General features: G+C 36.0%; 21 protein-coding genes. 11 read left to right on the top strand and 10 right to left on the bottom strand.

Annotation, left to right across the window (positions count from 1 at the left end):
* Window positions 1–83: 83 nt before the first annotated feature.
* From J2772_RS21320 to J2772_RS21295, 6 genes are all read right to left on the bottom strand, one after another.
* Window positions 84–1,031 (bottom strand): glycerophosphodiester phosphodiesterase family protein, encoded by a 948-nt coding sequence (locus tag J2772_RS21320; RefSeq protein WP_209920225.1) that lies wholly within the window; start codon window positions 1,029–1,031, stop codon window positions 84–86.
* Between the two features lie 203 nt (window positions 1,032–1,234).
* Window positions 1,235–2,734: an amidophosphoribosyltransferase gene (gene purF / locus J2772_RS21315; RefSeq protein WP_209920224.1), complete on the bottom strand. Its 1,500-nt coding sequence runs from the start codon at window positions 2,732–2,734 to the stop codon at window positions 1,235–1,237.
* Between the two features lie 148 nt (window positions 2,735–2,882).
* A complete protein-coding gene (gene purC, locus J2772_RS21310) occupies window positions 2,883–3,605 on the bottom strand; it encodes a phosphoribosylaminoimidazolesuccinocarboxamide synthase (protein ID WP_045496615.1) in 723 nt (240 codons plus the stop codon).
* Window positions 3,606–3,641: 36 nt separating this feature from the next.
* Window positions 3,642–4,337 (bottom strand): DUF3307 domain-containing protein, encoded by a 696-nt coding sequence (locus tag J2772_RS21305; RefSeq protein ID WP_209920223.1) that lies wholly within the window; start codon window positions 4,335–4,337, stop codon window positions 3,642–3,644.
* Window positions 4,338–4,339: 2 nt separating this feature from the next.
* Entirely contained in the window at window positions 4,340–4,945 is a 606-nt protein-coding gene (locus J2772_RS21300; RefSeq protein ID WP_066692550.1) for a SatD family protein, read from the bottom strand.
* Window positions 4,946–5,393: 448 nt separating this feature from the next.
* Complete coding sequence (locus tag J2772_RS21295) at window positions 5,394–7,280, bottom strand: endonuclease (protein WP_209920221.1); 1,887 nt, start codon at window positions 7,278–7,280, stop codon at window positions 5,394–5,396.
* Between the two features lie 191 nt (window positions 7,281–7,471).
* On the opposite strand from J2772_RS21295, the gene J2772_RS21290 reads away from it, so the two are divergent.
* From J2772_RS21290 to J2772_RS21245, 10 genes are all read left to right on the top strand, one after another.
* The gene (locus J2772_RS21290; RefSeq protein WP_045496607.1) at window positions 7,472–8,611 is read left to right on the top strand and encodes an acyl-CoA dehydrogenase family protein; all 1,140 of its coding nucleotides are present in this window, start codon (window positions 7,472–7,474) and stop codon (window positions 8,609–8,611) included.
* Window positions 8,612–8,628: 17 nt separating this feature from the next.
* Entirely contained in the window at window positions 8,629–9,126 is a 498-nt protein-coding gene (locus J2772_RS21285) for a DinB family protein (RefSeq protein WP_209920219.1), read from the top strand.
* A gap of 203 nt (window positions 9,127–9,329) precedes the next feature.
* Window positions 9,330–12,260 carry a reprolysin-like metallopeptidase gene (locus J2772_RS21280; protein ID WP_209920216.1) on the top strand — a complete coding sequence of 977 codons (2,931 nt, stop codon included), beginning with the start codon at window positions 9,330–9,332 and terminating at the stop codon, window positions 12,258–12,260.
* 179 nt (window positions 12,261–12,439) lie between these two features.
* Window positions 12,440–14,671 carry a zinc-dependent metalloprotease gene (locus tag J2772_RS21275; protein ID WP_209920215.1) on the top strand — a complete coding sequence of 744 codons (2,232 nt, stop codon included), beginning with the start codon at window positions 12,440–12,442 and terminating at the stop codon, window positions 14,669–14,671.
* A gap of 409 nt (window positions 14,672–15,080) precedes the next feature.
* On the top strand, window positions 15,081–15,797 hold the full coding sequence (locus tag J2772_RS21270) for a glycohydrolase toxin TNT-related protein (RefSeq protein WP_209920214.1): 717 nt from the start codon (window positions 15,081–15,083) through the stop codon (window positions 15,795–15,797).
* Between the two features lie 11 nt (window positions 15,798–15,808).
* Entirely contained in the window at window positions 15,809–16,228 is a 420-nt protein-coding gene (locus J2772_RS21265) for a hypothetical protein (protein ID WP_209920213.1), read from the top strand.
* A 362-nt stretch (window positions 16,229–16,590) separates the two neighbouring features.
* Window positions 16,591–17,058 carry a nucleoside triphosphate pyrophosphohydrolase family protein gene (locus J2772_RS21260; protein ID WP_209920212.1) on the top strand — a complete coding sequence of 156 codons (468 nt, stop codon included), beginning with the start codon at window positions 16,591–16,593 and terminating at the stop codon, window positions 17,056–17,058.
* Between the two features lie 3 nt (window positions 17,059–17,061).
* On the top strand, window positions 17,062–17,625 hold the full coding sequence (locus J2772_RS21255; protein ID WP_209920210.1) for a TlpA family protein disulfide reductase: 564 nt from the start codon (window positions 17,062–17,064) through the stop codon (window positions 17,623–17,625).
* 2 nt (window positions 17,626–17,627) lie between these two features.
* On the top strand, window positions 17,628–18,233 hold the full coding sequence (locus J2772_RS21250; protein WP_209920208.1) for a DUF4230 domain-containing protein: 606 nt from the start codon (window positions 17,628–17,630) through the stop codon (window positions 18,231–18,233).
* 14 nt (window positions 18,234–18,247) lie between these two features.
* Complete coding sequence (locus J2772_RS21245; protein ID WP_209920206.1) at window positions 18,248–18,433, top strand: hypothetical protein; 186 nt, start codon at window positions 18,248–18,250, stop codon at window positions 18,431–18,433.
* Between the two features lie 127 nt (window positions 18,434–18,560).
* Here the strand turns inward: J2772_RS21245 and leuB are convergent, their stop codons facing one another.
* The 4 genes from leuB to J2772_RS21225 are packed head-to-tail and all read right to left on the bottom strand — an operon-like array spanning window position 18,561 to window position 22,866.
* On the bottom strand, window positions 18,561–19,685 hold the full coding sequence (gene leuB / locus J2772_RS21240) for a 3-isopropylmalate dehydrogenase (RefSeq protein WP_209920204.1): 1,125 nt from the start codon (window positions 19,683–19,685) through the stop codon (window positions 18,561–18,563).
* A complete protein-coding gene (leuD, locus tag J2772_RS21235; RefSeq protein WP_209920203.1) occupies window positions 19,666–20,274 on the bottom strand; it encodes a 3-isopropylmalate dehydratase small subunit in 609 nt (202 codons plus the stop codon). The genes leuB and leuD overlap by 20 nt, the downstream gene beginning before the upstream one ends.
* A 9-nt stretch (window positions 20,275–20,283) precedes the next feature.
* Window positions 20,284–21,672: a 3-isopropylmalate dehydratase large subunit gene (gene leuC / locus J2772_RS21230; RefSeq protein ID WP_209920201.1), complete on the bottom strand. Its 1,389-nt coding sequence runs from the start codon at window positions 21,670–21,672 to the stop codon at window positions 20,284–20,286.
* 30 nt (window positions 21,673–21,702) lie between these two features.
* Entirely contained in the window at window positions 21,703–22,866 is a 1,164-nt protein-coding gene (locus J2772_RS21225; protein WP_209920199.1) for a 2-isopropylmalate synthase, read from the bottom strand.
* Between the two features lie 148 nt (window positions 22,867–23,014).
* On the opposite strand from J2772_RS21225, the gene J2772_RS21220 reads away from it, so the two are divergent.
* Window positions 23,015–24,559, top strand: a complete 1,545-nt coding sequence (locus J2772_RS21220; protein ID WP_209920198.1) for a hypothetical protein — start codon at window positions 23,015–23,017, stop codon at window positions 24,557–24,559.
* The last annotated feature ends 124 nt before the right edge of the window (window positions 24,560–24,683 follow it).

Raw genomic sequence — 24,683 nt, 5'->3', positions numbered from 1 at the left:
TTGTTGTATAGTTTTAATATTGTGCTGTCAACTCTAGTAAGCTCATTGAGATTCCTCCTTCGTCGGAATGACAGACCCCATAATTATTGAAATATTCTGGGATCATCGCTAATCACACCGTCTATTCCCATGTTTTTTAATTCCTGTAATCTTTCTTTGGTATTAACGGTCCAAGGGATTACTTTCATTCCTAATGCATGACATTCCTGTACAAGTTCAGGGGTTACTAGCTTATGGTCCGGGCTATAAATGGTTGGAGTAAAGCTTAAAAACTTCATATCTCCTGCTACTCCATTCAGGTGGTTTGGATATAATTTAAATTTTTCCACCGGAATATTTTTGAAATTGGCCCGTTGTTGCTCTAATTTCTTATCATCAACTTTCTCTACAAGTAAAGCCGTCATTATTTTGGGGTACTCTTTATGAATGATCTCAAGCGTTCTGGGATCAAAAGACTGAATAATAACTCTATCCTGAATTCCTTTTTCTATAATAGTCTTCATCATGAGGTCTACAAATTCTTTAGGCTCCGGATGAAAAATATTATCAGAAAATGGGCGTGTTTTGGTTTCTATATTATAATAAGGTAAAGGTCTTTTCAATTCACGGGAATAAGATTCACATGTATCTATGATATCTGAAAAAAGAGGTTTCTGTACCTTCATTTTCTTTTGATCCGGGTAATTGTCGAGCTTCTTTTGTCCTACGTCAAATGTCTGAATTTTTGCATAAGGCATATCGTAAATTTTGTAGTAGAAACCGGAATCTTTCGGAATATAAGTTCCATCTGGCTTGGTGATTAATTCAGGAGAAAGGAAAGCATCATGAGAAAGAATTACTTTTTTATCCTTTGTGATGGCCAGATCCATTTCCAGGGTCGTCACATTCATTTTTAAAGCGTTTTTCATAGCCGGGATTGTATTCTCCGGATATAGAGATTTTCCCCCACGATGAGCCTGATTATCGAAAGACTGGGCTGAATATAATTGGGAGGCAATAAGAAATATACCTGATAAAAATGCGTGCTTCATACTCCTGAAAATTTTAATCTGATAAAATTAAAACTTACTTATGTACTGTATAATACCGGAATATTAAGGTTATGCTACATTTAATATAGTTTGGTGTGAATAGAGGAAGAAGTTTTTGAGATTCCTCGGTTCCCCGGAATGACATCATACAAAAAGAGCCAGGCATTTTTTTACCTGACTCTTTCTATTTTATGTAAGAAATATTAATTAAATAATACTGTTTCTTCTCCTTTTCCTACCGGATATTCTTCTGTGAAGCATCCAAAACAGTGATTAGAAGAACCTAAAATTTCTTTTAAGTTGTCTATGCTTAAAAACTCTAAGGAATCTACTCCTAAATAGTTTTTAAGTTCTTCTGTAGTCATGTTTGCTGAGATCAGATCATCTTTTGACGGAGTATCAATTCCCAGATAGCATGGAGCAATAATTGGCGGAGAAACACTTCTGAAGTGAATTTCTTTTACTCCAGCATCTTTAAGAATTTTAACCAATCTCTTGGAGGTTGTTCCACGAACAATAGAGTCATCAATAATAACTACCCTTTTATCTTTCATTTCTGAAATAATCGGGTTAAGCTTAAGGTTCACTACCCTTTCTCTCATCTCCTGTGTTGGAACAATGAAACTTCTTCCGATATATCTGTTTTTAATCAAAACAGGACGGAAAGGTATTCCTGAAGCTTTTGAGAACCCAATGGCAGCAGGAACTCCGGAATCCGGAACACCAATAACCAAATCAGCTTCTACAGGAGCCTGATCCCAGATCTTCTCCCCTGACTTCTCTCTGATCTCATACACATTGATATTTTCTAAGGTAGAGTCAGGTCTTGCGAAGTAGATGTATTCAAAAGAACAGATTCTCTGTTTTCCTTTAGCTTCATCCATCATATAAGAATGAAGTTTTCCAGGCTCATTTTCATTGGTATAAATAATCTCTCCAGGAAGAATATCACGTACATACTGAGCTCCTACAGCATCTAGTGCTACAGATTCAGAGGCTACTACATAAGAATTTTCATTAATAGCTCCTAAAACTAATGGTCGAATCCCATTGAAGTCTCTGAAAGCAAAAAACTTATTTCTTGTCATTCCTACTACGGAATAAGCCCCTTCAATTTTCTCCATAGTAGCTTTAATAGCTCCACGAAGTCCTAAATCAAGGTTTTTCTGAATTAATCTAAGGATCACCTCAGAATCGGAAGTTGCTCTGAAAACTACGCCTTCAGCTTCTAATTCATTTTTTAATTCTTTTGCATTGGTAAGGTTACCGTTATGCGCTATAGAAAGTATAATCTGGTCATATTCGTTTTTCGCGAAAAAGGGCTGGAAGTTATATTTCTTTTTATCTCCTGCAGTGGTATAACGGGTATGCCCAATTGCAGAATTTCCCATAAAAGTTTCAGGTTCCTGAATGTCTTTATAAACGTCTAAAACCAATCCTTCATCTTTCATGTTTGTAATTTTTCCGTCTTTTAAAACGGAGATACCACAAGCTTCCTGACCTCTGTGTTGCAACGCAAAAAGCCCGAATTGTGAAAGAGAAAATGTATCCAGATCTTCATCTGAATAGAGTCCGAAGATTCCGCATTCTTCATTAGGAGCATCTAGTCTTTCCTCTTCCTGAGTTCTGAAAAGATTTCTCCCGTAGACTTGGTTTTCAAACTGTTTTAAATATTCACTTTTATGAATGTCTAAACTTTTCATTTCTATTTTTTCTAATTGTAGATCTTAGAAGCCAGATTTCAGACCTCAGACTAAAAGCTAACTTCAAATTTTAATTTTGTTTTAACTAACAAAGTATTTTCAGTACCAACATCTGATATCTGATATCTGAAATCTGGTATCTGAAATCTTATTTCTCTAAAAGATTTTTAAGACGGTTGTAGATCTCAACATATGCCTCAGTTACTTCTCCTAAGTCTCTTCTGAATCTGTCTTTGTCAAGCTTCTTCATTGTATCTTTATCCCAAAGTCTGCAAGTATCAGGAGAAATTTCGTCAGCAAGGATAATCTCACCTGTAGACGTTTTTCCTAATTCGATTTTGAAGTCTACAAGGATAATGTTGATCTTATCAAACAGCTCAATAAGGATATCATTAATGTCTGAAGATAATTCATACATTTCATCAAGTTCTTCATACGTAGCAGCTCCTAAGAAAACAGCATGGTGATCGTTGATAAGCGGATCTCCCAATTCGTCTTTTTTATAGCAGATATCGAAGATGGTTACCGGAGACTTGATTCCTTCTTCCACTCCTAATCTTTGTGCCATGCTTCCTGCAGAGTAATTTCTTACTACCATTTCCAAAGGAATGATAGAAACTTTTTTTACCAACTGCTCTCTTTCGTCTAGTTTTTTAATGAAATGAGTTTTGATCCCTTTTTCATTTAAATATTCAAAAATAAGAGTGGTAATGGCGTTGTTCATTTCCCCTTTCAGGTCAACCTGCCCTTTCTTTTGAGCGTTAAATGCTGTAGCATCGTCTTTGAAACGTACTACTACTTCATCAGGATTATCGGTAGCAAATACCTGTTTCGCTTTCCCCTCGTACAACATTTCTTTCTTTTGACTCATAATTTTACTTTCTAAATTGTAGTTAGATTTATTGATTTATTTAATTATTATTCCTGTTAAGACAGCCAGTCCAAAACTCAATAATGTACCAATTAATACATATTCTGTAAGTTTTCTCTGTTTTGCCTGGGCAAGGTCGCTGAATCTGAAAACAGATTTGGCAGCTACCATGAAACCTACGCCTTCCCAGTGATTCACCATAATAAAGGTAAATACCAGCAGACGTTCTAAAATTCCGATATATTTTCCGGCACTTGATAAAGATTCGGTTTGAATAGTGTTGGGACCATCCGGAGCGGGTGTCCAAGATGATAAAAGGAGTTTGATAAAAATAGAAGCCGGCGTTGTCAGAAACAAAGCTGCCATTAGTATTTTTAAAAATTCCTGATTTTGTAAAAAACTGAAATCAAATTCTCCGAAATAAAAAGATACTCCTGCAATTACTAATATATGCAGTAGCTGGTCGATAAAAAACCATCTTTTCTTTGTTTTGATAGTCTGGAAACTAAGTTTAGCAGCGTCAATAAGAAAATGAGTAACACCTACTAAAACAGCAACCCACCAAAGCTGCAGATCCCAAAGAAAAATAAAGCTTAAAGCAGTGTGAATCAGAACATGGAAGTATAAAAACTTACTTTTTAGTTTATAGTTCTCCTTATCAGCAACCCATGAATTTGGCTGAAGTATAAAATCTCCGAGTAGATGTGCCAATATGAGTTTGATAAAGATCATGTTTATAGTTCGGATATTTTCTTTCTGAAATACTGATTGGTTTCCACGATGAGCTCATAGTTGGCTCGTTTCAGTCTCTGGCTGATAGAAGACTGTGAAATAGCAAATCTTTTGGCAAGATCTTCCTGAGTTATATCCTGGTTCATAATCATTTCATGAATGATTTCTGAGGTAGCCATAGTCCAGTTATCAAAATCCTTGGATGACCATTTCAATAAAATATTAAGATCCCTGTCAACAGAATCGTTTGATGTTTTAATCGCAACAGTGTGCCCGTCATTCTTCAGGTCATTCAGAAGTCGCCCGGAATTTACATAAGCGGTACCATTAGATTCGGTGATCTTTTCAGAAGAAAAACTTTCTTCACCAATGCCTATGGCCATTCTTACATCCAGATTTTCCTGACTTTTAATAAGAGATTTTATGGCTAGAAAATGCCAGAAAACAGAGTCAATACTGCACTTGAACTGAAACTCATCTCCCCTGTAGATTTCCCATGTGCCAGGAGCGCTTCCCCAGGTTTCGAGAAGATTTTTAAGCTTGGTAATCCAAACTTCAGTGTCTGCATGCTGTGAATTTATAATATCACCGGTAATGACCGCTATCATACTGCAAATATAAGCATAATTACTTATAAATAAAAAATATAAGCAGAAACACTTATAGATATTAATTATTAGTAAATCTGCTTATATCGATTATATAGTAACCATAAGGTTTTTAAGGCTTTAAATGAAATCAGAAAATTGTAAAAAGATTAAATAAAATGAAAAACTCTCATAATGCGTTGAATATTAACTCAACTTTTTTAATACTTTTTTTATTCGAGGAGCTGTTTCCTGCTATCCGCTCATACTCCTCGCTCCTGTCTTTTTCCTCCGCATGCTGTGGGGTAACCGCTGCTATCAGGGCTAATGATTCTTAGCAAACTACCCTTTACAGGGTTTGAAACCTTGTCAAGGGTAAAGACTACAACCTCTTAAAAAAATAAAACCTAACAGGTTTCAAAAACCTGTCAGGAGGGTATAATTTAAAAAAGTAATAAGTATTCTTTCTTTATTTCTTAATAAATTGCTGAGTATGATCATCCAGCCTTAAGATATATGTTCCCGTAGGAATTCCCTGCACAGAAATATTTTTCTTGTTTCTGAACGGATCTTTCTCGGTAAGGATCACTTTTCCTGAAAAATCAATAATCTGGACTGTTTTTATCTTTTCAATTTCTCCATTTACAAAAAGACGATCATATACCGGGTTTGGATATATTCCTAACTTTTTATCTTTGGATGCAATAAGTTCTGTAGTAGATAGTGTTCCACCAAGATTCTGGCAATAATCTACGGGATGAATATCCCATTCACTGATATTGAAAGTATTTGCAGGCTGACTAATAGTAGCCTTTCTATATAAGGAAACATCTTTTAAAGCTGATGAATTGTTCTGCCCTACAACTCCCAATGCATCTACTGTAGTAGATTTATATCTCAATTCAAGATAATTATATCCATAAAACGTCATCTGAGGAGCAGCAGTTACAAATTTTGCCTGGTCTTTGGTAAAGCATGAAAAAGTAGCGGATGGGTTCAATACCACAAATGTTTCATTATTCTGAATAGTTCCTTCCATTTCAAAAGGAGCAGGAAAATAAAGACTGTTATTCTGTCCTTGTAATTGAATAGATAGTCTGTAATTATTTAAATCTACAGGATGGCCTGTTTTATTAGTGATCTCAAGAGCTCTGTTCTCATTAGTTGATCCTTCCAGATATTTTGAAATAAAAAGATCCTTAGCGTAAACATCTGTAGCTAGAGTTGTTATAGGCACTGTGTTGCTGTCAGGAGATTGGAGATATCCATTATCATATGCTTTTACAGTGTAATTATAGGTTGTAGAAGGTGTAAGATGATCTATACTGATAGATGTTCCTTTTGTGGAAGCCACTAAAGTACCATTCTGATACACTTTATAGCCCAAAACATCAGCATCAGCACTTGGAGTCCAGCTTAAGTTTGTGAAATAGGCACTCGTTTGTGTAGAAGTAAGATTAGAAGGCGCCTGAGGGGCAATAGCGTCCGGTGTTTGGCTCCAGATAGCATTTACCCATCCCGGATTATCTATAAAAGGATTTCTGTTTTTCTGAAGAACATACACTGCATTATTCCTATTGATTTCTCTGAGAGAAACAGGATCTTGCTGATGCCACTGAATTAACATAGCAAGATAGGCTGGTTCAAGCGCTCTCTCTTCGGTTCCGTCAAAAGGATTGGTGTCTGAAACAGGATTAGCATTGGCATTATACTTAAATGTTCCTAATTTTCCTTCATATCTTAAAGCAAAATACAATACGGATCTTGCTACATCACCCTTAAACTCGTCAATAGGTTCATATACATACCCTGTATAAGGAAGGTTAGGAATAGCGCTCTTTCCTATCTTAGAAGTATTTGTAAAGGTAGCTAAAATGTTAGCAGGAACTGTGCTGGAAATTCCATAAGGATAATTACTTCTTAACTGATTAATTTTAGCATCAGCAGGAATCACATAGAAAAGATCTGAATACATTGGATAGTTACTGTAAAAAGTACTTTGAGGCATCATATGTTCCCTGTTGTATCCTGTACCTTCCGCACTACCTCCACCCAATTGACTGCTTGTATATTCATAAGCGTCCGGTCCGTTCGGTATTTCAGAATAAATATCTAAAAGAATAGTTGTGTTATTAGCTGGTGTATAATCATAATAGACATCAAGATCCGTTTGGTTATAAAGATTCGGAAGATGATTGGTATAATGCCAGCTGACAACCTTTTCCGAGATAATATCATGAAGCTTAGATTTCAGGGCATAGCCGCTTAATCCGGTGGTACCGTTATAATATCCGGCAGGAGCCTGCGCAAAGATATAAGAAGAAATCAAAATAATAGGAAGTAGAATTTTTTTCATGCTGTAAAATTGGAGGGCTAAATTAGTAAAATAAAATACGTAAAAGATTGAATATTTTATTAAGAATACATTAATTCTCACAATATAAAAAATTGGAAACTAAAATATTGGCTATGATAATATTATGGATGTAATAATTTTTTTTAGCATTCCGTCAATTTGGTTATCTTTGGGAACTAACTATTATCAATATGAATACAGAGACAATTGACAACATCAAAATGATAGCGGAGACAGCTAGAGAATTTGCAGAGAAGAATATCCGACCGAATATTATGGAGTGGGATGAAAGCCAGACTTTTCCAAAAGACTTATTCCACCAACTGGGAGAAATGGGTTTTATGGGAATCGTAATTCCTGAGCAATACGGCGGTTCCGGTTTAGGCTATCATGAATACGTTACTATCCTTGATGAAATTTCTCAGGTAGATCCGTCTATTGGTCTTTCTGTAGCAGCGCACAACTCTCTTTGTACAAATCATATTTATGAATTCGGAAATGAAGAACAGAGAAATAAATGGCTTCCTCAGTTGGCTTCCGGAAAAGTAATCGGAGCTTGGGGATTAACAGAACACAATACCGGTTCAGATTCAGGGGGTATGTCTACCACTGCAGTAAAAGATGGTGACGAGTGGATCATTAGCGGGGCTAAAAACTTTATTACTCACGCTATTTCAGGAGATATTGCTGTGGTAATGACCAGAACAGGTGAAAAAGGAGCTAAAAATAACTCTACTGCTTTCGTTTTGGAAAAAGGAATGCCTGGATTTACTTCAGGAAAAAAAGAAAATAAATTAGGAATGCGTGCTTCTGAAACCGCAGAATTAATTTTCGATAACGTACGTGTACCAGACTCTCACCGTTTAGGAGAAGTGGGTGAAGGTTTCAAACAGGCTATGAAAATTCTTGACGGTGGTAGAATTTCTATCGCTGCGTTAAGTTTAGGAACAGGAAGAGGAGCTTATAAAGCAGCTTTAAAATATGCTAAAGAAAGACATCAGTTTGGAAAATCAATTTCTGAATTCCAGGCAATCAATTTTATGCTTGCTGATATGGCGACAGAAATTGATGCTGCAGAATTGTTGATTCAAAGAGCTGCAACGTTGAAAAATGCTAAGCAGAAAATGACAAAAGAAGGAGCAATGGCAAAATTATATGCTTCTGAAGCTTGTGTAAGAATTGCCAACAATGCTGTTCAGATCTTCGGAGGATACGGATATACAAAGGACTTCCCTGCTGAGAAATTCTACAGAGATTCTAAGCTTTGTACTATTGGTGAAGGAACTTCTGAAATCCAGAGACTGGTGATTGGAAGAGATATTACAAAATAATTTTAACCCTCATACAAATGATTAAACAGGCACTTTTAGATGAATTTCTGCACGAAGCTGAAAACACTAGAAAAATTTTAAAAGCAATCCCTGACAGCGCTTTAGACTGGAAACCGTCTGAAAAAAACTGGACAACCGGCCAGTTGGCTTCTCATATTGCGGAAGTTTATAATTGGTACGCTCCTACCTTTAACCAGGATGTCTTTGACATGGGAAAATATCAGTATGACAAAGGTGATATTTCCAAAGCTGAAAATATTGTAGCAAAATTTGAAGAAAATGTAGTTAAAGCACAGAAGGTTTTGGAAGACTCTGATGAAAGCACTTATTTTAACGAATGGAAGATGGAAATGAATGGAAATGCTCTTTTCCCTGCTTCACCAAGAATTCAGGTAGTAAGAGGTTTTCTTTATAATCATTTGTATCATCACAGAGGTGAATTGGTTGTTTATTTAAGATCAACCGGAAATAAAGTTCCCGGACTTTATGGCCCTACTGCTGATGATAAAATGTAACTGAAATTATTTTAATTGATAATGAATGACATGCGTAAATTACGCATGTCATTTTTTCATTTTGGGACAATGTTAATTTGAGTATATTTAATGTATTGCATAATACATTAAATGAATATTCTAAAATTTTCTTAAAAATTTTTGTTTTTCGTAATATATTTTTTATTAATTTCGATATACCATAATAAAAACAAATATTTAATATGAAAAGACAATTAACCCTGCTTGGGATGCTTCTTATTACAGGAGTTTCATTCGCACAGACTGACCGCCTTTGGTCTCAGGAATTCTCAAAAACCTCTTCAGAGACCTTTGAAAACAAATTAGGAATCAGAAATCCTAGATTATTCAGCCTGAATATTAATGGTTTGAAAAACGCTTTAGCTAAAGCTCCAAAGAGACTGGCAGCTGGCGAAAAATCAGAAGTCATCATTTCATTCCCGAACTCTGATGGCAGAATGGAAAATTTTAAAGTAAAAGAAAATTCCAACTTCACTCCTGAATTAGCTGCAAAATACCCTGACATTAAATCTTATGTAGGCCAGGGACTTGAAGATCCAAATTCAACTGTGTATTTCAGTGTTTCCCCACTAGGGCTATCATCCATGGAAATTTATGGTGATAAATCAGCAGTATTCATTGAGCCTTATGCAAAGGATCTTTCTACGTATGTTGTTTACAAAAAATCTGACAAAAATGATGATCTTAGTAAATTTGAATGTACTGTAATAGATGTTGCTAAAAAAGGAGTATCTACAAGCATTGCAGCCAGACCTAATGCTGATGATGCTAAATTGAGAACATTCAGACTGGCATTATCCTGTACAGGAGAATATACTGCGTATTTTGGAGGAACAAAAGCACAGGCGTTAGCTGCAATGAACACTACAATGACCCGTGTAAATGGTGTTTTTGAAAAAGATTTTGCTGCAAGAATGGTTCTTATCGCTAACAATGACGCGGTTATTTATACCAATGCTTCTACAGATCCTTATTCTGCTGCATCAGGAATGAGCAGCTGGAATTCCCAATTACAAAGTACATTAACTTCTGTTATTGGAGAAGCTAATTATGATATCGGACACTTATTTGGAGCTTCCGGAGGTGGTGGAAACGCAGGATGTATCGGATGTATCTGTACAAACGGCTCAAAAGGTAGCGGTTACACATCCCCTGCTGATTCCATTCCATCAGGAGACAATTTCGACATCGATTATGTGGCTCATGAAATGGGGCATCAATTCGGTGGAAATCATACCTTTTCTCATGGAAATGAAGGCACAGGTGTGAATATGGAACCAGGCTCGGGATCAACGATCATGGGATATGCGGGAATTACCAGCCAGGATGTTCAACCTCACTCTGATGCATTTTTCCACGCTGTAAGTATCCAACAAATTACCAATAATATCAAAGCTAAAACCTGCTCAGTAAATACAAATACAGGAAACTCTATTCCAACAGCCAATGCAGGTTCAGACTATACAATTCCAAAAGGAACTCCATTTGTACTAACCGGAACCGGAACTGATGCAGACGGGGATTCATTAACTTATATCTGGGAACAGATGGATAATGCTTCTTCTTCTCAAACCGGAGCAAGTTCTGCAGCAAGCGCAACAAAAGCTTCAGGTCCTAACTTCAGATCATGGGCACCAAACACCGTTCCTACAAGATATTTCCCAAGAATGGCATCTGTTTTAGCAGGTTCTACTACTACTGCAGGCACAGAGATCACTGTGGAAGCACTTTCTTCAGTAGCCAGAACATTAAACTTCAGATTTACCGTTCGTGATAACAAGGCAGGAGGTTCAGGAAACAATTCTGATGATGCTGTAATTACAGTAAACAGTACTGCGGGACCTTTTGCGGTGACATCTCAGAATTCAGCAACAACTTATACCGGAGGAAGTTCTCAAACCGTAACATGGAACGTGGCAGGAACTACAGCCAATGGTGTAAACACTGCTAATGTAGACATTCTTTGGTCTACTGACAGTGGAAATACATGGACTACTTTACTATCTGCAACTCCTAATGATGGTTCACAGGCTGTAACAATTCCTAATGTTTCTACCACTACAGGAAGAATTATGGTAAAAGGATCTAATCACATTTTCTTTGATGTAAATAATTCAAATATTTCTGTAAATGCAGGATCCGGAACACCTGATACGGTTGCTCCTACTGCACCTACCCTTGCTGCTTCAGGAACCACTTCTACAAGTACAAACCTTTCCTGGTCAGGAGCTACAGATAATATAGGGGTTACAGGGTATGATGTGTATATGGGGGCTTCATTAATAGGTTCTACAGCTTCTACTACTTATACAGTAACAAGCTTAACTCCATCCACTACTTATAGCTTCTCTGTGAAAGCTAAAGATGCAGCAGGTAATGCTTCTTCTTCAAGTAATACAGTGAATGTTACAACACTTGCCGGCGGAGGAACGGTTACTTACTGTTCAGCTTCAGCATCCAATACGGCTGATGAAAGAATCGGTAATGTAAAATTCGGCACCATCAACAATACTTCAACGGGAACAGCTGGTTATGAAAACTTTACTTCTATTTCCACCAATGTAACAAGAGGAACTGCTTATACGCTTTCTATCACTCCGGTTTGGACTTCTACGAAGTATAGTGAAGCTTATGCTGTTTATATTGATTATAACGGAGATGGAGACTTTACAGATAGTGGTGAACTTGTTTGGACTAAAGCTGGTTCTACAACAAGCCCGGTTACAGGATCAGTTACGATTCCATCAACAGCAACTCTTGGTTCAACAAGAATGAGAGTGATGATGAAATACAGCTCAATTCCTACTTCATCTTGTGAGGCTTATACATACGGACAGGTTGAAGATTATTCAGTAAATATTGTTTCTTCAGGAAGAGGAGAACTTTCTAATACGAAAGATTTGATGACAGATATTAAGTTATACCCTAACCCGGTAAAAGATATCATGCATATCTCCAATACAACATCCGAAGATTACAAAATCTTTGATATGGGTGGAAAAGTTGTTGACTCAGGAAAACTTCAGAGAGGATCTGTGAACGTAAGCAATTTGATTAAAGGAGCTTATATGATCCAGATTGGAGAGATCTCTAAAAGATTTATTAAAAACTAGTCACCATAAAAATTGTAAACGATGTGAAACTGCTCTATTTATAGGGCAGTTTTTTTATGGGTTTATATTCAGGGAGTTGAATATTTTCTTTAATCACTATTTTAAATTATTCTAAAGAAAAATAACATTTTAATAAAATTTTTACTAGTTTTGAATGATATAAAAAAATTCACTGCAATATGAAAAAACAATTATTAATGATGGGGATGCTGATATTATCTGGCGTTTCTTCCGCGCAAACAGATCGCCTATGGTCTAGAAAATCTAAAGAAGGTTTATCCTCTGTTCATGAGAATATGAAAAATATTAACAACCCAAGAATTTTTCATCTGGACATTAATGGATTAAAAAGTGTGCTGGCAAGAACGCCTAAAAGAGCAACGGAAAAATCATCGGTTATTATTTCACTTCCCAATTCATCAGGAAAAATGGAACGTTTCACTGTAACAGAAAATTCAAATTTTGATCCTGAATTGGCCGCTAAATATCCGGATATTAAATCCTATATCGGCCAGGGATTAGAGGATAAAGCATCAACGGTTTATTTCAGTATTTCTTCATTAGGTCTATCCTCCATGGAAATTTATGGTGATAAATCGGCTGTTTTTATTGAACCTTACACCAAAGATCTTTCCACTTACGCTGTTTATAAACGTTCTGACAGAAAGAGTGATCTGAATAATTTCGAATGCAAAGTGCTGGAATCTGCCCAAAAAGGAACCTCAAATGCAGTTACCGCCAAAAATGCTGATGATGCTGTTTTAAGAACATTCAGATTGGCACTATCTTGTACAGGAGAATATGCAGCCTATTTTGGGGGGACAAAAGCTGATGCTCTGGCTGCTATGAATAATACATTGACACGCGTCAATGGTATTTTTGAGAATGATTTTGCGGCAAGAATGGTTTTGATTCCCAATAATGATGCTATTGTTTATACAGATGCCAATAACGATCCCTTTTCTGCATCCTGGCAAATGAACAAGTGGAATTTTGAGCTAATGAACGACCTGAATTCAAAAATAGGGAATGCCAATTTTGATATTGGCCACTTATTCGGTGCTACAGGCGGCGGCGGAAATGCAGGATGCATAGGTTGTTTATGCAGTGATGATATGTCAACTTATGTTTATCAGGGAACTACTTATCCTGAAAATTATAAAGGAAGTGGATACACTTCTCCTTCTAATGGCATTCCTTCAGGGGATACATTTGATATTGATTTTGTGGCTCATGAAATGGGACACCAGTTTGGAGGAAACCACACATGGTCAAATAGTACAGAAGCAGGATTACAACCCGTAGAACCTGGTTCCGGATCTACAATTATGGGTTATGCGGGAATTACGCTTTATGATGTACAAAAACATTCAGATCCGTTTTTTCATGCCCAAAGTATCGAACAGATCACAAATAATATTAAAACAAAAACATGTTCTGTCAATACACCTACAGGAAATACCGTTCCTACAGCTAATGCCGGAGCAGATTATACCATTCCTAAAAGCACGGCATTTGTACTGACAGGTTCGGGAACTGATGCTGATGGAGATTCACTTACCTATATCTGGGAACAGGTGGATCATGGAACATCTTCTCAAACAGGAAGTAATTCTGCGGCTACAGCTACTAAAACCGCGGGACCAACATTCAGATCATGGGTACCTACAGTTTCTCCAATAAGATATTTTCCACAAATGGAAACTATTTTAAAAGGAGCTACAGAAACAATGGGAGAAGAGATCAATGTTGAAGCATTATCTTCTGTTTCAAGAGATCTGAATTTCAGATTTACCGTTAGAGACAACAGATTAGGGGGAGCCGGAAACAATTCTGATGACGCTAAAATCACAGTGAATGCTCTTGCCGGACCTTTCCTTATCACTTCTCAGAACAGTGCCCTATCTTATGTGGGTGGGAGCTCACAAACAGTAACCTGGGATGTGGCAGGAACAACGGCCAATAATATCAATGCTTCCAATGTAGATATCCTTTGGTCTACAGATAATGGAGAAACCTGGGCTACTCTACTGGCTGGAACGCCTAATGATGGTTCAGAAGCTGTAGTCATTCCTAATGTTGCAACACATTCAGGGAGAATTATGGTAAAGGGAAGCAATCATATCTTCTTTGATGTTAATAATGCCAATATTTCTGTAACCACCAGCGAGTTATCTACTGCAGAAAATCAAACGGCAGGTTCCACAGAAATTAAACTGTATCCAAATCCGGTGAAGGATATTTTAACACTTTCAAATACCAGATCAGAAAGATTTAAAATCTATGACATGTCCGGAAAACTGGTCATTGAAGGCTTTCTTCAAAACGGAACAGTAAATGTAAGCAACCTGGTAAAAGGAAATTATGTGATCCAGATTGAGAAATTCTCAAAAATGTTTATCAAAAAATAAGACATTTCAGATATAAATTGGAAAGACTACTCATATGAGTGGTCTTTTTTATTGAGTTTGATATTTTATTACTTAAAACACTAATATTCATGTAATTAATTTCAATAATTACGATTTGTTAAAAATAATTTTACATATTATTATATTTTTGGTTAATTTTATCACTCAATAATATTCTTTTATTGTGCCGTTACCAGTTTGTATTTAGGGGAAGCTTTCAATAGCTTTTCTAACAATGAATTATTCTATTATTTTGGTTCTTTTTTCGATGTGAGAAACAATTCACACAGTAGAAATCAAACATTTTTATAACGGTACACAAAAAATAATCTTTCTATAGACAAGCATTAGCATTGATCTGCATCCCTGAAGATACCTATTTAAATTTTACATAATTAAAATTTTTTATATGAAACATTTATTTAAGTACTTCTTTATTTTGGCCATTGCCTCTTTTTCTATGGCCTGCAGCTCTGATGACAGAGAAGAAGAAATCGTTATCCAACCAAGTCCGGTTAAAATTGTATTTTACAAAGATGCTAATGATTTTGCGGCAACCTATGATCCCGGCAACAAAGTAAACCCAACAATCAGAGCTCAGGCATTTGATTTGTACAAACAGGGAAACTGGAAGGAATTGGAAAAACTATTTCAGGCCAACGACCTGAACAGTGGATGGCCCCCTGCAAACGGCGGATATAATATTGTGGATGATGTTGCCATACAGGCCGGACAAAAATATGACAGATATAGCGGTGCTGTCGGAGGCTATAATGGAACCGGAAATCCAACGTTAGGTGGAAACTTTACCAGCCCAATCATCAATGGGTATGTGTATACATTCGCCGAAAGAGCATTAAACCAGCCTGAAAATAAATATGATTTCTATTATCAAATAGATGTCCTTAATGCATTGCCTTTTAAATCTCAAACGGCAGATATTATTCCCTGGTTTAACCAAACCGGAAACGGAAAACAGACCATGTGGAAAATTCCTATTGATATTAATACCGGATATCCGAAAACTTGGAATAAATTAGCAGAAGAAGGGTATATAAAAATTACCATTAAGAAAAGTCCAAGCGGGAAATACACTAACCTGGAGGGAACCGTTATTCAGAACTAAATTAAATTCAGATGTATTCAATATCGAAAAAGATAAAGATTGGTAAAAAAGCTTTGGTCCAAAAAGACAGATTCATCAATGATGAAACCATTCCGGCTGCAGTAACCCAATTTACCTGCTGTGAATGCGGCCATGAAAACACAGTTGAAATATCTCCCTACCAATCAGGGTTTCCAATTTTTCAAATCTATAATGAAGACAAAGTACTATCAAGATCTGAGTTATTAAGAAATCAAATGGTTACTGAGACTTCGCAGAGAATGCAGCATTATGGAGAATTAACTGTTAATGATCTGCCTACCTTATACTTCGGAACACACTGTACATCCTGCAGCACCAATTATATCTGTATATTTAGCTATGGAGAGAAACAGCCAAGTTTAGAAATATTAAATATCTCCGGAATCTGGGAATATCAGGAAATTGAATGATTGAATATCATCAGCATATTTTAAACCCAAACTACAACCACAGCTCTATAGCTGTGGTTTTTTATTGCTCTTAAAGTAAAGGTTCGTAAATTATATCAATATTGTAGCCTTGGCTAGAAATTATTAATGTGAATTTTAAACCACAGATTAACACAGATGATTATACATAAGAATATCTTACAGACTATTAATATTGCAAATAATAAACCGGCCCAACATTTTTAAACACAAACATCTGTGGAAAATCTGTGATTAAAAAAATAAGTATTTCCAATAATCATTCATTTAATGATTCTTATTTTTCATCCTACATTTCACCATTAACAAATCGTTTTCTATCTTTGTCATAAATAAAAAATTTCATGGATAAAATTGATAGTTTGAACCAAGTAGCAGAATTCCATACTACTTTCAAAGCCCCTATTCTAGACACCCCACAAATTCCTTCTCCGGAAAGATGTAATCTTAGAGTAGAACTTCTACAGGAAGAACTTAATGAACTGAAGCAAGCGATTGCGGATAATAATATTGTAGAAATTGCAGATGCTCTTTGTGATTTACAGTATGTTTTAAGTGGTGCTGTACTGGAATTCGGACTTGGCAACAAATTTGTAGAGCTATTCAACGAAGTTCAGCGTTCCAACATGTCGAAAGCATGTGATAACGAAGACCAGGCTAATGAAACTGTTGAATTCTATAAAGAAAAAGACGTAGAATCTTTTTATGAAAAATCTGGTGAAAAGTTCAATGTCTACAGAAAAGCAGATCATAAAGTATTAAAAAACAAATACTACTCTCCTGCTGATCTAAAGTCAATTATTGAGAAATAAAATATGAAAAAATTTATTACAAATATTGTTGCCGCTTCAAGTTTATTTTTAGCTACTCAACAGCTTAGTGCTCAAAAAGTAGTGGTTAACCGTGAAGTTACTACTGAAAAAGACGGTAAAATGCTTCTTGGGCATCAGCTGAAAGAACAGTTTTTAAAAGCTCCCTATGCCGATTGGTACGTAAAGGAGCATGATGAATATACTCTGGATCAGAAAGCGATCAGTGAACTGAAAAAGAAAAAATTAGGGACCTATGATATTGTCGTTTTTATAGGAACCTGGTGTGAAGACAGTCACAGAGATTTTCCAAGATTAACAAAGATATTGGAAGAAGTAGGTTATCCGGAAGGAAAAATGACGATTATTGCTGTTAATCGTAAAAAAGAATCTCCTAGTGGAGATGAAACGCTTTACAACATCCAAAAGGTTCCTACCATTATCGTGAAACAATATGGAAAAGAACTAGGCAGAATCATAGAAATGCCTACCAGCGGATATATTGAAAGAGATTTAGTTGAAATTCTGAAAAAGGATAACTCATCTGTAATTAAAGAAATTTTTAAATAGATTTGAGAAATTATAAACCAATTTTATCGTTTGTAGCCGGTGCCGGTGCTATGGTACTTTTGTTTTTTGGGCTTAAATCCTGTCTGAATCTTGGTAAGAAAACGGAAAAGTCAGATTATTATATTCTGACCAATCAGATTTCTAAAATGAATAAGATGGTGGTGATAGAACAGAACAATTCTACCATGCAGAAAACCAAAATGGGCTATGAATTCATGGGTAAGGAAGTTTCAAGTAACAGCATCATTACCTTTACAAAGACCAATGCTCAGGTTTCTTATGATCTGAATAAAATGAAGATTGAAGTAGATTCCATCAACAAAAAGCTGGTCATCACTGAACTTCCTGATGCAGATATCAAAATTACGCCTAGCGTTGAAATTCAATCTCTGGATGACTCTTTTTTTAATAGAATTTCTGAAAAGGATATTAAAAATGTAACGGTAAAGGCTAAAGAAACTGCAATAAAATCTATAGATCAAAACCAGTTGAGAACCGAAGGGCGTAAGCAATTAATGGAAAATCTTGATAATATTTTTGTTTTGGCAAAAGCTTTGAATTATACTATAGAAGATAAGACCGGAAAGATCGGTATTCTTGGACTCTAAAAATAATTCAAGCAATGGACTCAAAAGGAAATAACAAAAAAAAGGAATCTGCTAACTCAGCAGAAACCAAAAGACAAAATCAGGATTTCCAAAATATTCCTGCGTCATCGGAAAAGGTTAATCCCCCTGATATTAATAAAGAAGACATTCAGAAAGCGTCCAAAAACAAATCAGGAAAAACGGATAATACAAAAGAGTAGAATGAGTCGTTAAGATCCATTTTTCTAAAAGGATTAAAACATTTCAGGAAATAAAAATTGAAAGGTTCTGTCTCATACGAGGCAGAACCTTTCTTCTAACTATCTATCTAAGTGAACTTTAACCTAATTATACGATGGTTGATTTTCCGATCTTTACATTCTCAAAATTATAATAGGACTTTTCAGAATATTTAATATGATCTGCAATAAAGCTTCCTACTTCACTGGTAGAATAATATTGCTTTGTATTAAGATCAATCGTCACATATTTGTTTTCAATAGCATGCTCTACAGATTGTCTAAGCTTGTTGGCAGCAGGCTGTAATCCAAGATGATCCAGCATCATGGCCACACTTAAAATGGAAGCTATAGGATTCGCAATTCCTTTTCCTTTTGCCTGTGGATATGAACCGTGGATAGGCTCAAATAATGCATTCTTCTCTCCTACTGAGGCTGATGGAAGCAATCCGATAGACCCTCCGATCACGCTTGCTTCATCAGAAATAATATCTCCGAACATATTCTCTGTTAAAATAACATCAAACTGTTTCGGATTAAGGATCAACTGCATGGCTGCATTATCTACAAACATATAATCTAGCTGCACATCCGGATATTCCGAAGCGATTTCCTGGCAGATTTTTCTCCACAATCTGGAAGTATCCAATACATTCGCTTTATCAATTAATGTCAGTTTTTTATTTCTTTTCTGTGCCTCCTGAAATGCCATGTGGGCAATAGGAAGAATATCTTCTCTGCTGTATTGGCATACATCGTAAGCATAAGCTCCTTCGGGATCTGTAAATTTTTCTCCAAAATAAATTCCGCTTACCAGTTCTCTGAAAATCTGGATATCCGCACCTTCAATAATTTCTCTTTTAAGCGGGCTTTTTTCAATCAGGGAAGCATATGTTTTTAAAGGACGGATATTGGCAAATAATCCTAATTCCTTACGAAGTTTCAACAAACCTTGCTCAGGTCTTACTTTAGCTTCGGGATTATTGTCAAATGCCGGATCTCCTATCGCCCCAAAAAGCACAGCATCTGATTCTTTACAAATCTTTAGTGTTTCTTCCGGCAACGGATCTCCAGTTTTAAAAATAGCTTCCGCCCCAATCAGTCCATAATCGAATTGAAATTTGTATTGAAAAGCTTCAGCAATCACATCCAAAATCTTGATGCTTTCACTGATAATTTCCGGTCCGATTCCATCTCCTGGAAGAACTGCGATTTTAAAATAATTGTTGTTCATTTGTTTTTTGTGTTTTTAGTTCAAATTCTGTAATCGCCTGTTTTTTGCTGATTAAAAAATCAATATCGTCATAGCCGTTCATTAGGCATATTTTTTTATAAGAATCAAGCTCAAAAGTTTCAGTGGTATCTTTAAAGCTGATGGATTGTAATTCTACATCAATCGCAATTTCATTATTTGGGTTTTCGTTGATTCCTTCCAAAATTTCTTTTAAAAATTCTTCAGAAACTTTTACTGGAAGAAGTCCGTTATTTAAAGCATTTCCTTTAAAAATATCGGCAAAATAGCTTGAAACAATAACCTTGAATCCGAAATCTGTTAATGCCCAGGCGGCATGTTCACGGCTGCTTCCACATCCGAAATTATTTCCTGCCACTAAAATTTCACCACTGAATTTAGAGTTGTTGAGAACAAAATCAGGATTAGGTTCGTTGGTATGAATATTATATCTCCAATCTCTGAACAGATTCTCTCCAAAACCCTTTCTGTCAATACTTTTTAAAAATCTTGCCGGAATAATCTGATCTGTATCTATATTTTCTGCCGGCAATGGAACTGCACTGGATTTTATTATAACTAATTTTTGCATGTTTTGTTTTTAATTTAAACTTTCAAAAGCGGAAATTCTGCCTTCTATTGCTGCTTTGGCTGCAGTAAGCGGACTTGCAAGGATGGTTCTTGAGCCCTGCCCCTGTCTTCCTTCGAAATTCCTGTTTGAAGTGGAAACACAATATTCTCCTTCCGGAATTTTATCATCATTCATGGCCAGACAAGCTGAGCATCCGGGCTGTCGGATCTGGAATCCAGCATCATTAAAGATTTTATCCAGTCCTTCTTCATAAATTTGTTTTACAACCTGCTGAGAGCCTGGAACAATCAAAGCTTTTACAGCTTCAGATTTACTTTTTCCTTTAATATACTGAGCTGCAGATCGGAAATCTTCAATTCTTGCATTCGTACAGCTTCCTATAAATACATAATTGATTGGTATGCTTGATGGAGTTTGTCCTGCTTCCAATCCCATATATTGTAAAGCTTTCGCTTCAGATTCATTTTGTGGTGCTGGAATTGTTTCATGAATTGAAATTCCCATTCCCGGATTGGTTCCATAAGTAATCATCGGATAAATATCGGTCGCATCAAAGAACAATTCTTTATCAAAAACAGCTTCATCATCAGTTTTCAGGGTATTCCAATAGGCTACTTTTTCATCCCATTCACCTCCTGTTGGCGCGAATTTTCTTCCTTTCACGTATTCAAAAGTAGTTTCGTCCGGAGCAATCATTCCGCCTCTGGCTCCCATTTCAATACTCATATTGCAAACGGTCATTCTTCCTTCCATAGACATTTCTTCAAAAACATTTCCGGCATATTCACAGAAATAGCCTGTTCCGCCATCTGTTCCTATTTTTGAAATAATATAAAGGATAACATCTTTAGACTGAACATTTTTGTTAAGCTTACCATTCACGGTAATTCTCATCGATTTAGGTTTGTTAAGCAGCAAACACTGGCTGGCAAAAACCTGAGCGACCTGGCTGGTTCCGATTCCAAACGCGATAGATCCAAAAGCACCATGCGTGGAAGTATGGCTGTCCCCACAAACAATGCTCATTCCTGGCTGTGTAATCCCAAGTTCAGGAGCAATAATATGAACAATCCCCTGATACTGATGCCCTAAGCCAAATAGTTCAATATTGTTTTTCTGGCAGTTTTCAGTTAACTGCTGAACCTGATTTCTTGATAATTCATCACGGATTGGTTTTTCCTGATGAAGGGTTGGAACATTATGATCGGCAGTAGCTACAATTTGTTCCGGTCTGAATATTTCCAGATTTCTGGATTCTAATTCGGCAAAAGCCTGTGGACTGGTTACTTCATGGATCAGATGCTTATCAATATAGATGACCTGTGGCCCGTCCGGAACAGTATCTACTACATGAGCATCCCAAACTTTATCAAAAAGTGTCTTTTTATCGTTGTTCATTTTTACTTTATCTTGAATTAAATCAAACCCTTATACTATTTTTCTACTGCATGTTTCCATGATCAATGCCAGATCCTCATTGCCTATCTCTTTCTTAAGGTCTGCTATTTTTAAGAATTCCTGATACAGATAATCCAACTCTTCTTTAGTGACATCATGGCCAATATGTTTAAAACGGTAAGCCAATGCTGAACGGCCACTTCGGGCTGTAAGTATGATGGATGAGGCATTTACTCCTACTTCAGCCGGATCTATAATTTCATAGGTTTCCCTGTTTTTGATAACACCATCCTGATGAATTCCGGAACTGTGTGCAAAAGCATTAGCCCCTACAATGGCCTTATTAGGCTGTACAGCCATTCCCATCAGGTCTGAAACCATAGTACTCATTTCATTTAACATTCTGGAATTAACATCTGTATGCAAATTCAAATGTTTATGTTGCTTCAGAATCATGACAACCTCTTCTAAGGCGGTATTCCCTGCTCTTTCTCCCAATCCGTTGATTGTACATTCAATTTGACGTGCTCCGTTGATAGCTCCTGAAATAGAATTGGCAGTAGCTAAACCTAGATCGTTATGACAATGGCATGACAAAACTGCTTTTTCAATTCCCTTTACGTTTTCTCTCAGGTATTTAATTTTCTGTCCATATTCTTCCGGTAAACAGTAGCCTGTAGTATCAGGGATATTCAAAACTGTAGCACCAGCTTTAATTACGGCTTCGCATACCTGAGCCAGATAAGCATTATCCGTTCTTCCGGCATCTTCTGCATAAAATTCTACATCTTCAACATAGTTTTTAGCATATCTTACGGCTTCTGCAGCGCGTTCTATAATATTCTCTCTGGTTGAGTTGAATTTGTATTTGATATGTGAATCAGAAGTTCCGATTCCGGTGTGAATTCTTGGTTTCTTTGCAAATTGTAAGGCTTCAGCGGCAGTATCAATATCTTTTTTGTTAGCCCTTGTCAATCCGCATACCTTTGCATTTCTTACGAGTTTTGAAATTTCAGCAACAGATTCAAAATCTCCAGGGCTGGAAATCGGAAATCCTGCTTCTATGATATCAACGCCCAGCTCATCAAGCTTTTCAGCAATAATCAGTTTCTGTTTTGTATTCAGTTTACAACCAGGAACCTGTTCCCCATCTCGTAGTGTGGTATCAAAAATTTCAATTTTTTCGGAATTCATAAATGAAGTTTTTTACTTAATTTTGGTTCAAAACTACAGCTTGCAATATTTTTTCACTTTCAGTTTTTCAGAAAATTACAATATTCAACAGTTGAAGAAACAAGTATATATTACTGATATTTAATTATTTAAAATTTAAAAATTTACAATGGCAGAATTGCAGAAAGATTTTTTGTTTGTACTGGTAAAGTCATTGACGACTTCCGAAAAGCGACAGTTTAAGCTGTATGTAAACCGTCTCGGAATTAATGTAGATGCTAAATTTTTACTTCTTTTTTCTGAAATGGATAAAATGAAGGAATATGACGAAAGCATCATTCTTGAAAAGAAAATATCTACCAAACAACAGCTCTCCAACCTTAAAGCACACCTCTACAAGCAGATATTAGTAAGCTTACGAATGAACCCTAGCCATCAGAATTACAGAATCCAGCTTCGGGAACAGTTGGACTTTGCCAATATTCTGTACCAAAAAGGGCTTTACAAACAGGCTTTAAAAATATTGGATAAAACCAAACAAACGGCTTTGGAACTGGATGAAAAAAGTATTGCTTCCGAGATTATAGATCTCGAAAAAGTAATTGAATCTCAGTTTATTACACGAAGTATTGAAGGACGAGCAGAAGAGCTTATCAGACAGTCTCAGGAGTTAAGCAAACAAAACAGGTATACTACAAAATTATCCAATCTTTCTCTGAAATTATATAGCGAGATGCTGACTCATGGTTATGTAAAAAATGATTCTGACCGTGAAGAAGTTTTAAACACTTTTAATGCTGAAATTAAGAATATCAGGTTGGATAAGTTGAATTTTACAGAGAAGCTTTGGTATTTTAAGGCTCATGTCTGGAAAAACCAATTGCTGCAGGATTATAAATATACCTTGAAATATGCTTATCAATGGGTAGACCTGTTTCATAAAAGTCCGGAGATGATTTTCAGCCATCCGGTTTGGTATATCAAAGGAAACACCTATCTGTTAAAAATCCTTTTCCTATATGGAAATATTGATATTCTGGAAGAGAATTTCAAGGAATTTAATACAAGGGTTACCGCTGAAAATTTTGCTCAGAATGAGAATCTTCAGTCTCTAATTTTCCTTACGCATTATAATACACTGATGAACATTCATTTTGTGAAAGGTGAATTTTTCACAGGTACAAAAATTATTCCTGAGATTGAATTGAAAATGGAAAAACTTCGGGAAAGAATCGATGAGCACCACTTTATGATTCTTTATCTTAAAATGGCTGCCATGTTTTTCGGAAGTAAAATGTATAAAAAAGCCATTGAATATTCAATGAGAGTTATAGAATCAAAGGGTAATGTACAGGAAGATTTATTGTTTCATACCCGGATTCTGATTTTAATGTCTAAATACGAATCCGGAAATGATGAAGACTATGATGAATTCATTGCATCTACGCTGAAATTTGCTAAAAAGATGAAAAAGCCTGAAGAGTTTCACTTTGAGAGTATCCAGTTTTTTAAAAATCTGAATAATCAGGTACCAGATCAAAGACAGAAAACATTTGAAATTTTTGATAAAAAGCTTGAAGAGTTTTCTACAAATGAGTATTACAGAAGATCCTTATTCTATATTGATATTCATGGGTGGATCAAATCTAAGGTTCAGAATGTGGATGTAATTGAGATTATCAAGCAGAAAGTGAGGTATAAAAGGAAAAGTTAGTATGGATTTTTCTCGCGCTGATTTTGCAGATTGCGCAGATAATCTATAAGAACATTTAAAAATATACAGCATTAATCTAATGTGTCCTTTAGTTTGCAAAAAGAAACTAAAGGGCACATAAAAT

Origin of the sequence: Chryseobacterium jejuense, from assembly GCF_017877355.1 — a bacterium.
In the GTDB taxonomy this organism is placed as follows: domain Bacteria; phylum Bacteroidota; class Bacteroidia; order Flavobacteriales; family Weeksellaceae; genus Chryseobacterium; species Chryseobacterium jejuense_A.
Note: the sequence above shows the minus strand (reverse complement) of the source record. Positions and strands in the feature narration are given on the sequence as shown.